This is a genomic window from Phyllobacterium sp. (genome assembly GCF_037994405.1).
GTDB lineage: Bacteria > Pseudomonadota > Alphaproteobacteria > Rhizobiales > Rhizobiaceae > Phyllobacterium.
Window position 1 is genome coordinate 1 of sequence record NZ_JBBNAN010000240.1, and the last position, 12807, is coordinate 12807.

General features: G+C 57.8%; 12 protein-coding genes. 8 read left to right on the plus strand and 4 right to left on the minus strand.

What is annotated here, in order from left to right:
* From AAAC48_RS13415 to AAAC48_RS13425, 3 genes are all read left to right on the plus strand, one after another.
* Positions 1-380 (plus strand): porin (locus AAAC48_RS13415; protein WP_340654652.1); only part of this gene is annotated, 380 nt, incomplete at its 5' end.
* 152 nt (positions 381-532) lie between these two features.
* Complete coding sequence (locus AAAC48_RS13420; RefSeq protein WP_340654653.1) at positions 533-1219, plus strand: BON domain-containing protein; 687 nt, start codon at positions 533-535, stop codon at positions 1217-1219.
* Between the two features lie 149 nt (positions 1220-1368).
* Positions 1369-2031: a hypothetical protein gene (locus AAAC48_RS13425; RefSeq protein WP_340654654.1), complete on the plus strand. Its 663-nt coding sequence runs from the start codon at positions 1369-1371 to the stop codon at positions 2029-2031.
* 267 nt (positions 2032-2298) lie between these two features.
* Here AAAC48_RS13425 and AAAC48_RS13430 read toward each other — a convergent pair whose 3' ends face one another.
* Entirely contained in the window at positions 2299-3189 is an 891-nt protein-coding gene (locus AAAC48_RS13430) for an alpha/beta hydrolase (protein WP_340654655.1), read from the minus strand.
* A 4-nt stretch (positions 3190-3193) separates the two neighbouring features.
* A complete protein-coding gene (locus AAAC48_RS13435; protein ID WP_340654656.1) occupies positions 3194-5317 on the minus strand; it encodes a lytic transglycosylase domain-containing protein in 2124 nt (707 codons plus the stop codon).
* A 712-nt stretch (positions 5318-6029) separates the two neighbouring features.
* Here AAAC48_RS13435 and AAAC48_RS13440 point away from each other — a divergent pair.
* From AAAC48_RS13440 to smpB, 3 genes are all read left to right on the plus strand, one after another.
* Positions 6030-6464, plus strand: coding sequence for a cupin domain-containing protein (locus AAAC48_RS13440; protein WP_340654657.1), 435 nt, complete (start codon positions 6030-6032; stop codon positions 6462-6464).
* A gap of 508 nt (positions 6465-6972) precedes the next feature.
* Complete coding sequence (gene dapA / locus AAAC48_RS13445) at positions 6973-7854, plus strand: 4-hydroxy-tetrahydrodipicolinate synthase (RefSeq protein WP_340654658.1); 882 nt, start codon at positions 6973-6975, stop codon at positions 7852-7854.
* Between the two features lie 31 nt (positions 7855-7885).
* Entirely contained in the window at positions 7886-8374 is a 489-nt protein-coding gene (gene smpB, locus AAAC48_RS13450) for an SsrA-binding protein SmpB (RefSeq protein ID WP_340654659.1), read from the plus strand.
* A 110-nt stretch (positions 8375-8484) separates the two neighbouring features.
* On the opposite strand, the gene AAAC48_RS13455 is transcribed toward smpB, so the two are convergent.
* Together AAAC48_RS13455 and AAAC48_RS13460 are read right to left on the minus strand one after the other, a co-directional pair.
* Positions 8485-9153 carry a uracil-DNA glycosylase gene (locus AAAC48_RS13455; protein WP_340654660.1) on the minus strand — a complete coding sequence of 223 codons (669 nt, stop codon included), beginning with the start codon at positions 9151-9153 and terminating at the stop codon, positions 8485-8487.
* Complete coding sequence (locus tag AAAC48_RS13460) at positions 9150-9722, minus strand: NYN domain-containing protein (RefSeq protein ID WP_340654661.1); 573 nt, start codon at positions 9720-9722, stop codon at positions 9150-9152. The genes AAAC48_RS13455 and AAAC48_RS13460 overlap by 4 nt, the downstream gene beginning before the upstream one ends.
* 300 nt (positions 9723-10022) lie before the next feature.
* Here AAAC48_RS13460 and rpoZ point away from each other — a divergent pair, with 300 nt between their 5' ends.
* Positions 10023-10424: a DNA-directed RNA polymerase subunit omega gene (gene rpoZ, locus AAAC48_RS13465; protein ID WP_340654662.1), complete on the plus strand. Its 402-nt coding sequence runs from the start codon at positions 10023-10025 to the stop codon at positions 10422-10424.
* A gap of 161 nt (positions 10425-10585) precedes the next feature.
* A complete protein-coding gene (locus tag AAAC48_RS13470; protein WP_340654663.1) occupies positions 10586-12805 on the plus strand; it encodes a bifunctional (p)ppGpp synthetase/guanosine-3',5'-bis(diphosphate) 3'-pyrophosphohydrolase in 2220 nt (739 codons plus the stop codon).
* The last annotated feature ends 2 nt before the right edge of the window (positions 12806-12807 follow it).

Here is a 12807-nt window from a genome sequence, read left to right on the forward strand (position 1 = left end):
TCACCGACACGATCTCCGCCTTCGTAATGGGTGGTTATCAGTCTGACTACTCGTCTCCAGACGTTGATCCAGTTACCGGTATAATCAGCAACACCGATAACCGTAACTGGTTCGGCGAATGGGAAGGCGATTGGGCTGCTTGGGCAGGCTTCTCTGCTAAGCTTACCGACAAGGCAACCCTTAACGGTCAGGGCGCATACGAAGAAGAAGGCACCTATGCTTTCGCTCTTAACGTAGCTTACGAGCTGGTTCCTGGTTTTGTGATCACGCCTGAAATCAACTACACCAAGTTTGATGGTGCCCGTGCAGATCTTTCTGAATTCAACGGCGGCAGCGACGACGCATTCGGCGGTATCATCCGCTTCCAGCGTAACTTCTAATCCTTCACTGGATTGGTTGATTGAGACCCGGCAGCGCGAGCTGCCGGGTTTTCTTTTGTCAGCACTGGAAATTTTGCCGCACATTCGTCCTATAGTCCGGGGAAACGCCGCCCTGTTGATATGGCGCTGAACATCAGGCAGGACATCGGCCTATGCGTGAAGAGAAAGTGGCTATGCGCACCTTGAAAAGCTGGTTCTGGCCAGGCGTTATCACCATTGCATTGCTGACGGTTTTAGCGGGATGGTTCCTGACCGGCCCCATCGACCAGCAGCTCACAGATTCTGCCAATGCAGCGCTCGAAGCCGAGAATCCATGGGCAAGCGCCGAAATCGATGGTCGCGATCTGACATTGAAAGGCGTTGCCCCCTCGGAGGAGGCTCTCGCGTCCGCGCTGAAAATTGCCGAAGACACGAAAGGTGTCCGCGTCGTCGATAATCAGACCACGCTTCTGCCGCTCGCCGATCCATTTTCCTTCGTCGTCACCAAGTCGGACGATGGAATCCTGCTGTCGGGCAACGTGCCCTACGGCGATTCGCGCGCCAAAATTCTGGCGGCTGCAGAAAATGCCATGCCCGGCATCGAAATCCTCGACGAACTGGCCGTGGCCCGGGGCGCCCCTGACGGCTTCTTCGATCTCGTCAATTTTGCGCTGGCCCAGGCGGCTCAATTGACCAATGGCGAGGTGGAAATTTCGGGCAACATCTATAATATCAGCGGGACGGCAGCCAATTCCGCCGACTATGATGCGCTGAATGCCGCGCTGCGCCTGGCCATTCCGGGCAATGGCAAGGCGGGTGAGATCAAACTGGCAGTGCCGGTGAATACGAGCGGCGGCTGAAGACGAGGTTCAGGGGGAAACACGATGTGGTATCTCATCAGCCAGCTCTGGCTTTTTCTATTGATAGCTGTTCTTGCGGGCTTCTATGTCGGTTGGTCGACGTATGACGGTTCGAATAGCTGAACGCCGCGTCAAGTGAGATAGGAACGATGGTTGTATTCATTCTTCAGTCGCTGTTTCTCATTGCCGCAGCGTTCATCGTCGGCGCTATTTTAGGTAATATTTTCAAAAGGTTCGCGCCTAAAAAGGAATCGGTTTCCGAGGGCTCGACACGCGCTGCTGATGCGCGGATTGCCTCCTTGTCGGCCCTGGTAACGCCGGCCAATGACGATGTCAAAAAGTCTGCGAAGCAAGCGGCTGCGATGATTCCGCCAGCCGAGCCGGTTCCGGCACTTGACCCTGCGGCCAAGGGCGGACGCAAGCCGGCAGCCCGGAAGAGTTCGGCCAGGGTGGCGGCGAAACGTGCAAAAAATCCGCGCCAGGACGATAAGAACCGTCCCGTTACCCTGAAGGCGGCTCGGCGCGGTAAACCCGACAGGCTGATCGAGATCGACGGCATCGGCAATGTGATTCAATCGAAACTCTTCGAACTCGGCATTTTTCACTATGACCAGATTGCCGCCTGGAGTGCCAGAGAGGGACATTGGGTCAGCGAGGAGATCGGCTTTCCCGGCCGTGCCCATCGCGAGAAATGGGGCGAACAGGCGGCGGCATTGGTGCGGCCGGCGAATGGGGCGAGGGCGGCCAAGGCGAAGCCCGCCGCTTCGCCCAAGGCTCCTGCAAAGACGTCAAGAACCGGCAAAAGCCGCTGAACGCTTATCTCCCTCTTGAGAGGTGTGCCGGCAACGAGGATGCCGCCTATCTCCCTCCTTGCGGGGGCCGAAGGCGGGCGAGACGGCGGTAGCGATTTCAGCGTCTTAGCCTTCTAAGTGCGACAAATCGCAAGAGAGGGGATACTTCAATGATTGCAAATCCCCTCGCGTGGATTTTCCAGGGATTTAGCGAAGAGGCTAAATCCAGGAAAATCCCTTCTCTCCCGCAAGGGGAGAGATAATCGGCATCCTCTGTGGCCGAGAGCCCTAAACCCGCCGCAAATCCACGCCCGCGACGAATGCTGCGATCAATTCCGGCAATTGTCCGGTCTCCAGCAGCGGGGCGTGGCCCTGCCCGGCGACGTTGATCACCTGCAGGGCAGGGTGCCGCCGCGTCATTTCCTCGACTGTTTCGGGTGCCAGCAGCTTAGTGTTTTCGCCGCGGATAACGAGCAGTGGCAGCTCGGCCAAAAGGTCGAACTGCGCCCACAGGTCCGGCAGTTTTTGCGTCAGGTCAACGCCATCCATGGTCCTGAGCAGGTTCTGGTCATAATCCGGGACGATCACCCCATCGCGCTCGCGATAGATCGCCCGGGCGAAGCGTTCGCAATCGGCCCGGCTCAGCGCTGGAAAGGCGGGGCCGTGCACGGTCCACTGCAGCTCGGCCGCCTCCGCCCAGGTTTTCGGCTCACGCGGACTGCTCAGATACTGGCCGATCTCGATCAATCCCTCGAGCGCGAGCTCCGGACCGATATCGTTGAGGATCACCCCTGCCAGCAGCTGCGGCGCGACAACGGCGAGGATATGGATCACCAGCCCGCCGCGCGAGGTGCCGAGAATTATCGCCCGGTCGATCCCAAGGTGGGCAAGACCGGCAATCACGTCACCGGCCTCGGTGGCGATATTATAGTGCGACCAGTCCGGGTCATAGGCCGACATGCCGCGCCCGCGATAATCGAAGCTGATCACCCGGCGCGGCGTTGTCGCGTGACTGGCGAGGGCGAGGGCGAGCTCGTGAAAATCTCTGGCGTTGCGCGTCAGGCCCGGCAGGCAGACCAGTGGCAGGCTATCCACCTCGCGCGCCGGTTCATAGACCCGCGCATAAAGCTTCAGGCCGTCAGGCGCGTCATAGGTGATCTCGCGGAACGGCTTTGCCAATCGATCAGCCCTGCCGCCCGGCGGTCAGGTCGCTCTCGATCTGCGCCTTACCGGTAAGCCGTGCCTTATAGACCTCGTAGTTCTCCATCACCCGCTGCACATAGTTGCGCGTTTCGGTATAGGGGATGCGCTCGATCCAGTCGACGACCTCGTCGACGGACTTGCCGCGCGGGTCGCCATATTTCGCCACCCATTCATTGGCGCGCGTCGGTCCGGCATTGTAGCCGGCGAAGGTAAGCACATACGAACCATCGAACTTCGAGATCTGCTCGCCGAGGAATTTCGCACCGAGCGTGGCATTATAGGCGGCGTCGGTGGTCAGCCGGTCCTTCGAATAGCTCATGCCGGCGCGGGTGGCGACACCCTTTGCCGTGCCGGGCAATAGTTGCAGCAGGCCGCGTGCCCCGGCGCTCGAGACGGCAGCCGGGTTGAATTCGCTCTCCTGCCGGGCGATCGCGTAGGCCAGCGCCGTGCCGGAGCCGGAAATATTGGCGTTGCCGGGAATGGCGCCGATCGGGTGCGACAGTGCGCCGACATCGATGCCGCGCTGCGCCGCCGCCTTGCCCACACGCAGCGCAACATAGTGGTTGTTCTTGCGCTCGGCCATTACCGCCAGCAGCGCCAGTTCACCGGGACTGTCCAGCTCCTGCGCCAGGCTCGTATAAAGCATCGCCGCGCGTGAATCATAGCCGGTATCTTCCAGCCGCTGGATCGCCCGCACAGCCTCGCGCTGGGCAAAGCGCACCCGCTCGGCATCGGTCGGCTTGGGGTAGGGCAGCTGCAACCCGGATTGTCCGAGCTTTGCCGCCGCGAGCTGGCCGTAGAATGTGGTGCCATAGCGCGACGCGCGTGAATAATAGTCGCGTGCGCTGCCGGCGCTGCCGGCTTCCGCCGCACGGCCGAGCCAGTAATAGGCGCGCGAGGCCGACATCGGTTTCGACGATATCTCGGCGATGTGCGCGAAGTGCCGCTGCGCCGTCGTCGGATCGTTCAGCGCCCGCAGCGCCACCCAGCCCGCATGAAACTCCGCATCCGCCGCCACGCTCGGCGTTTCGGCGCTGTGCAGCGCCGCCAGACGATAGGCGCGCTTGGCATCGCCAATGTCGAGAAGTTCGCGCGACAGCACCCGCCGCTCGGTCCACCAGGCGTCCGGGTCGACCAGCGAGGAAGCATCGCGCGGTGCGGTCGCCATCACGTCAGCCGCCTCCCGGAACTTCTCCTCGCGCCGCAAATATTGCGCCTTGGCAAAGATATATGCGGCATTGCGTGACCAGGATCCATCGACCTGCGCCAGCTTCTTGCCCGCATCGGGCGACTTCTGCAAGACGGCGGCAAAGGCCTGGAACAGCGAATCCGCATTGGCAAGCTTGGCGACACGCCCGGCGGATTTGACCTTGCCCTCATAGAGCATGGTCAGCATGCGCGTCAGGTGGTCTTCGCGGGCAATCACCCCGGAAAACTCTTTCAGGACCATCGCTTCCTGACCGTCCTCCAGCTTTTTCGTGCGCCAGAATGGGCCGAGGATCTGCCGCGCGCGGGCCGCATTTCCACTTGCCACATACGCGCGGGCGAGGATGACCACGCCTTCCACCGTCTGCGGCGGCGTATTGCCGAACGCATTGATGACGATCGATGGCGCCGGATTTTCCTTGTAGAGCGCCCGTTCCGAATTGTTGCGGAAGGTCGCCATGCCCGGCCAGCCCGGCAGTTCGGCGGCCGCATGCGCGATCTCCGAGCTCGGCACGCCCGGCGCATTGGAGAGCCCGATCGCCCAGGTCAATATGTGCCGGTCGAGCGCATTGATTGGCAGGCCATTGCGGATGCTTAAGGCGCGGTTCACATCTCCGGAAGCGATCGCATCGAGCCCGGTCTTCAGGCTGCTGGCGATTGCCGATGGCTTTGAAGGCTGGGTGATGCCCGCCGTCGTCACCGGGTCCGGGTGCGCCGACACCGCCTGCGCAGCCGGGCTCAACCGCGTCTGCGTCGAGGCAAAAGGCTTCAACCCCGGTACCGGGATCGCGGCCGAAGGCACAGGCGTTTGGGCATGGGAAGCCGCAGCGCTCAACCCCGTTGGCAGCGCAACGGTGAGGCCAAGAAGAACATGACGCAAAACAGAAGTTCTCAGCATACAACTACCAGTTTATTTGAAGCGGATCGTGAGGTGCCCCTGATCCGAGGATGATATCATTCAGATAATAGTGGCGGACGTATGAAAGCACCCTTAACAAAGCGTTAGCCGGACAATTTCGATTTGAAGGATAACGTGTTTGTGACCATCCGGCCAGCCGAGCCCGGCCTCCCTCATGGTGCGCTTGTCGAACGACGTACCCGCATTTCCACGCAACTATCTGTTCCAAAACATCAATTGCTCTTCTTGATGATTAAGTATTACTTCTTTGTGAGTATCCATCTTACGTAAGATCGACTTCGGATTATACACTAAGTTACTTTGATTAGTCCAAAAGGAGGCGTATGATTTAGCCCGCAGTTGCAGGGGTAGCAGGCCCCGCGGGGATACCGGCCCGTGCAGCCCTTTAGGGGGAGGGCCATGGTCGGCTCACAACTTTCACAAGCAATTTTCACTGATCTTAGCGTTTATAACGGTCCCTGGTCGGCGCAAACGACCAACCAGCAGGCAACAGCGGGTAATGACGATGTTTTCATTCTGGAAACTGCAACTGGCCTAAAGCGGAGGTGAGCAATCACCGCCCGTTACCGCATCCGAGCCCCCTCATGGTGAGCCGCTTCGCTGTCATGATTTTACAGCACGACCGCTGCCGGCTGCGTGCTATTGTGAGCCCGGCCGAGAAACCTCGCCGTGAATCCGATGGAGCATTGCCATGGACGCCAGTTCGAAGCCCACCTGCCATATCGTCAAACCCCACCACACCTATGGCGGCAGGCAGGGGCTCAACTATTTCGAGGGTATTGCGGCCGAAACAGTCGGATCCACAGGCATCTGCATGCACATTCTAACGATTCCGCCTGGCGTGCGCGCCAAGGCCCATTTGCACGAGGCCCACGAAACCGCGATCTATGTGCTGTCCGGAGAGGCGCACACCTGGTACGGCGATCAGCTGGAAGAGCATGTCGTGGTGCATGCCGGCGAGCTCTTCTATATTCCTGCCGGTGTTCCGCATCTGCCCGCTAATCTTAGCAATACGCCCTGCACTGCCATCATCGCGCGCACCGATCCGAACGAGCAGGAGAGCGTTGTGCTGCTGCCGGAGCTGGATGCGCTGATCCCGGGCTGGCCAGGGGCAAAACGTGGATAAGCATCGACTTATCCATAAGCCGTTCATCCCTCACGATGCGGCTAAATTATACTCAAGTGCCTCGCAATTTATGCTTCCTTGAAGTCAAGGTTCCTTGGCAGTCGCCGCGCGAGCGACGAGCATTTTCTCTACCAAGAGTGTACGGAAAGTTGCGCAAATTCTCGCACGCGTATTCATATGAACGATCACTTAATTGAACGAGCGTTTCATTAATACCAGTTGCAGGACTGCCGTTTAGGGGGCGTTTTCTCGCTTTTGAGTTTTGTGACGGTTTTCGCCGGATGAGATGTTTGAAACCACGCGGTTCATGCACAAAACTTGCCGATTCTCACACAAGAATCGCCGAATCTCGCACAAGAAAATCAACCGCGGCGGGAGTTTTACATGTATCTGGTTGATGAATTTCATCAGGGAAATGAACTTGCCCCGCACGCCTCACGCGACTATGGTGCGCCACCTCATGACCGGCAACGGTTCTGGGAGGTTCATTTATTCTTTGGAGTTTCCCATGCTGAAAGGCTCAATCACCGCTCTCGTCACGCCCTTCACCGAAGACGGCAGCTTCGACGAGAAAGCCTTTCGCGCCTTTGTTTCCTGGCAGATCGCCGAGGGAACCAATGGTCTCGTGCCCGTCGGCACCACCGGTGAATCGCCGACCCTGTCCCATGCCGAGCATAAGCGCGTGGTCGAGGTCTGCATTGAGGAAGCTGCCGGAAAAGTGCCGGTAATCGCCGGTGCGGGTTCAAACAACACGCGCGAAGCCATTGAATTGGCTGAGTTTTCCGAGAAGGCGGGGGCGGATGCCATTCTCGTCGTCACGCCCTATTACAACAAGCCGAGCCAGCGCGGGCTTTACGCCCATTACAAGGCGATTGCCGAAGCCGTGTCGCTGCCGATCATCATCTACAATATTCCGGGCCGCTCGATTATCGACATGACGCCGGAGACGATGGGCCAGCTTGCCAATGATTTCAAGAACATAGCGGGCGTCAAGGATGCGACCGGCAAGATCGAGCGCGTCTCGGAGCAGCGCATGACCTGCGGCAAAGACTTCATCCAGCTCTCCGGCGAGGATGCGACGGCGCTCGGCTTCAACGCCCATGGCGGCCACGGCTGCATTTCGGTGACGTCGAATGTCGCGCCGCGCCTCTGCGCAGAGTTCCAGGCGGCGACCCTGCGCGGCGACTACAACGCGGCGCTGGCGCTGCAGGACCGGTTGATGCCGCTGCACAAGGCAATGTTCATCGAGCCCAATCCCAGCGGCCCGAAATATGCCCTGGCGAAGCTCGGCAAGATGCAAAATGCCCTGCGTTCTCCGATGGTTACGATTGAAGCCGCCACAGCAGAACGCATCGATCAGGCGATGAAACATGCGGGGCTGATCAACTGAAAAGTCAGCTCAGGATCACTATATAGCTTGCATGAATAAGCCCAGGACTGCCTCAAAACCCATCACGGTTCGCAAGGTCATTGCCGAGAACCGTAAAGCGCGCTTCAATTTCGAGATTCTCGACACGCTCGAGGCTGGCATTGTTTTGCAGGGGACCGAAGTCAAGTCACTGCGCAACAACCAGTCGAACATTGCCGAGAGCTACGCAAGTCTGGAGAATGGCGAGTTCTGGCTGATCAACTCCTATATTCCGGAATATCTCCAGGCCAACCGGTTCAACCATGAGCCGCGCCGTCACCGCAAGCTGCTGATTTCAAAGCGGGAAATGTCACGGCTGGCCCAATCGGTCGACCGCGAGGGCATGACCGTCGTGCCGCTCAAGCTCTATTTCAACGACCGGGGCAGGGCGAAGCTGGAACTTGCCGTGGCGCGCGGCAAGAAGCTGCATGACAAGCGCGAGACCGAAAAGCAACGCGACTGGAACAGAGAGAAGTCACGGTTGCTGAGGGATCGAGGGTGAGTTCGCTTCTTTGCAATCAACCCGCTCCCTTGATAGTGAGCCTGTCGAACCACGCATAGCGCTGGTGCGTGGTTCGACAGGCTCACCATGAGGGAGGTTGAGAATCTTGATTACCCCGTAATATCATCAAGATAACGCCTCACCCCACCAAACACGCCCTTGAACATCGGTTCTGTAAGCCGGCCGGTATTGGTGTTGTAGCGCGAGCAGTGATAGCTCGAAAAGATCCGGACATTGCCGATATCCGACTGGCCGCCATGGCTGAACGGGTGCTTCGCCACGGGCTGCTTGAGCGCCCGCACTGTCGATTGATGTGCGATCGTGCCGAGGGTGACAATGGCCCTGAGATTGGTGAATTGCGCAATGGTTGGCGTCAAAAACCGGCGGCAATTGCTGATTTCGCCACCAACCGGCTTGTTTTCCGGCGGAACGCAGCGAACGGCGTTGGTGATGGCAGCGTCGATCAGCTGCAGCCCGTCATCGGGCCGGGCGGCGAAGGTGCCGCGCGAGAAGCCGAATTCGCTGAGCGTGCCGTAGAGCAGATCGCCGGCGTAATCGCCGGTGAAAGGCCGCCCTGTACGGTTGGCACCACGCAGACCGGGCGCAAGGCCGACGATCAGCAATTTCACGGATTCGACACCGCCGACGGGCAAGAAGGTCGGCACCGGCGCATTGTGCCAGCCGGGCTCCTTCACGCGCCAGGCGGCGATGAAATCATGTAGGCGCGTGCATATGGGGCAGTCCGGAGAGGGCTCCGGGCCCGTCTCAACTGCGCTCAATAATCAACCTGTTCTTCTTCAACGCGGCGCGGCGCGCGCTCGGATGCCTCACGGCCAATTTCGGAGCGGAGCGTGGTGAGATCGATGAAGTGATCGGCCTGGCGGCGCAGTTCATCGGAGATCATCGGCGGCTGTGTCGACAGCGTCGATACGACGCTGACCTTGCGGCCCTTGCGCTGCAGCGCTTCGACCAGCGAACGGAAATCGCCGTCGCCGGAGAAGATAACAAAATGGTCAACAGTGTCAGTCAATTGCATCGCATCGACAGCAAGTTCGATGTCCATATTGCCCTTGATCTTGCGGCGACCAGCCGAATCCGTGAATTCCTTCGCTGGCTTGGTCACGACCTTGTATCCATTGTAGTCAAGCCAGTCGATCAATGGACGAATTGAAGAGTATTCCTGGTCTTCTACTAGGGCAGTATAGTAATAAGCACGCAACAAATATCCGCGCTTCTGGAAAGCAGCGAGAAGTTTCCGATAATCTATATCGAATCCCAGTACCTTGGAAGCCGCGTAGAGATTTGCACCGTCAATGAACAAGACGATCTTTTCACGTGGGTCAAACATAATGAGGTTCCATTTCAAAAATCTGAGCTTCAATTTCAAATCAGCTTGGAGGTAATAAAGCCCGATCTGAACTTATACGAAAGTAGGATATTTAGTACGTCGCGTCGAGGCAAAAGCCAATAGCTACATTGAAATTTTGTATATGTTTCTGGACAGAAGTGCTCAATATTATGTGACTTTGGCAACGAAGTCGCCACAGGACGTTAAAAATGCATTGATCGCTTTTGCTTGTTTTTTCCACGTAACCGCGTTATGTGCGCATTAATCCGCTAATTCAGAAAAAAATGAAAGGGGCAGTTCATGGCCCGCGTCACTGTTGAAGATTGCGTTGACAAGGTTGAGAACCGGTTTGAACTGGTTCTGCTCGCCAGTCATCGTGCCCGCCTGATTTCGCAAGGTGCAGCGATCACCATCGATCGCGACAACGATAAGAATCCAGTTGTTGCTCTGCGCGAGATTGCAGAAGAGACTTTGTCTCCGGGCGACCTCAAGGAAGATTTGATCCATTCGCTGCAGAAGCACGTGGAAGTGGATGAGCCGGAAGCAGTTGCCGTTCCGCAGGTAACGGCTGGCGAGAGCGAGGCCAGTGAAGCCGCCGATACGGATGCTGACGACAATGTTTCCTTCGACTCGATGTCGGAAGAGGAGCTGTTGGCCGGTATCGAAGGCCTTGTGGCCCCGGAAAAGAGCGACGACTATTAATCAAATGTCGCGCTTCATGCGCGATGGATAAGCCGATCGAGGCTTTTTGATGCGTCGCAGTTTCTGCGGCGCATTATTTTTGCGGCTTGGTAACGCAATTACCATATAGGCGGCATAACAATTCTGTCTGTGATCAATTTCTGTGTGCGAGGCCCCCGTCCATGATGCGTCAGTATGAGCTTGTCGAGCGTGTTCAGCGTTACAAGCCTGACGTCAATGAGGCACTTCTCAACAAGGCTTATGTCTATGCCATGCAAAAGCATGGCCATCAGAAGCGCGCATCAGGTGATCCTTATTTTTCCCATCCGCTGGAAGTCGCCGCCATCCTGACCGACATGCATCTCGACGAGGCGACCATCGCGATCGCCTTGCTGCATGATACGATCGAGGATACCTCGGCTACCCGCCAGGAAATCGACACGCTTTTTGGCCCTGATATCGGCAGGCTGGTCGAGGGACTGACGAAGCTGAAGAAGCTTGATCTTGTTTCCAAGAAGGCGGTTCAGGCCGAGAATCTGCGTAAACTGCTGCTGGCGATCTCTGACGACGTGCGCGTCCTGCTCGTCAAGCTGGCCGATCGATTGCACAACATGCGCACGCTCCATCACGTGCCGGAAGACAAGCGCCTGCGCATATCAGAAGAGACGATGGACATCTATGCGCCGCTTGCCGGGCGCATGGGCATGCAGGACATGCGCGAGGAGTTGGAGCAGCTCGCTTTCCGCTACATCAATCCCGAAGCCTTCAACGCGGTCACCAACCGGCTGGCGGAATTGATGGAGAAAAACCGGGCGACGCTCAAGCAGATCGAATCAGATCTGTCGAGCCTGTTCGAAAAGCATGGCATCAAAGCAAGTGTCAAAAGCCGCCAGAAGAAGGCATGGTCGGTCTTCCGCAAGATGGAAAGCAAGGGTCTCTCCTTCGAGCAGTTGTCGGATATTTTCGGTTTCCGAGTGGTCGTCGATACAGTGGCCGATTGCTACAACGCGCTCGGCATTATTCATACGACATGGTCCATGGTTCCCGGTCGTTTCAAAGATTACATCTCAACGCCGAAGCAGAACGATTACCGGTCGATCCACACCACGATCGTCGGCCCATCGCGTCAGCGCGTCGAGCTGCAGATACGCACCCGCGAAATGAACGACATTGCGGAATATGGTGTGGCAGCGCATTCGATCTACAAGGATCGTGGCAGCGCCCAGAACCCGCATGTCATTTCAACGGAAACCAATGCCTATGCCTGGCTGCGGCAAACAATTGAAGCTTTGGCCGAGGGTGACAATCCGGAAGAGTTTCTCGAACACACCAAGCTCGAACTGTTTCAGGACCAGGTCTTCTGCTTCACGCCGAAGGGCCGCTTGATCGCGTTGCCGCGCGGTGCAACGCCGATCGACTTTGCCTATGCAGTTCACACCAATATTGGCGACAGCTGCGTCGGTGCCAAGGTGAATGGCCGTATCATGCCGTTGATGACTGAACTGCATAATGGCGATGAAGTGGAGATTATCCGCTCGAAGGCCCAGACGCCGCCGGCAGCATGGGAATCCATTGTCGTGACCGGCAAGGCCCGCGCCGCCATCCGCCGTGCAACGCGCCTTGCCGTTCGCAAACAATATTCCGGGCTTGGCATGCAGATCCTCGAACGGGCGTTCGAGCGGGCAGGGAAAGTCTATTCCCGCGACGAACTGAAAAAGGGCTTGCCACGGCTGGCGCGCAAAGAGCTTGACGACGTTCTGGCGGCAGTTGGCCGTGGTGAATTGCCGTCATCCGATGTGATGAAAGCCGTTTACCCCGAGTATCAGGATGCCAAGCCAAAGCCGAGCGCCAGCGAGCGTGAGGAGGGCTGGGTGAATTTCCGCAACACATCCGGCATGATCTTCAAGATGCCCGAAGGCCCAGAAGGCGTCGGTTTCGAGCCCGGTGGACCGAATGCATTGCCGATCCGTGGCGCAAGTCCTGACATGCCTGTGCATTTCTCGCCGGAAGGCGCGGTGCCTGGCGACCGTATCGTTGGCATTCTGCAACCTGGTTCTGGAATGACGATCTATCCCATCCAGTCATCGGCGCTGATGGCCTATGACGATCAACCCGAGCGCTGGATCGATGTGCGCTGGGATATCGACGAAGGCCGACGCGATCGCTTCCCCGCTCGCATAAGCATTTCTGCGATCAATGCGCCGGGATCCCTGGCGGAAATTGCGCAGGTCATTGCCGAGAATGAGACCAATATTCACAATCTTTCGATGGTCCGCACAGCACCGGATTTCACACAAATGATTGTCGACCTCGAAGTGTGGAATCTCAAACATCTCAACCGGATATTATCGAAACTTAAAGAGAGCAAATGCGTTAGCGATGCGCAGCGCGTCAACGGGTAGAG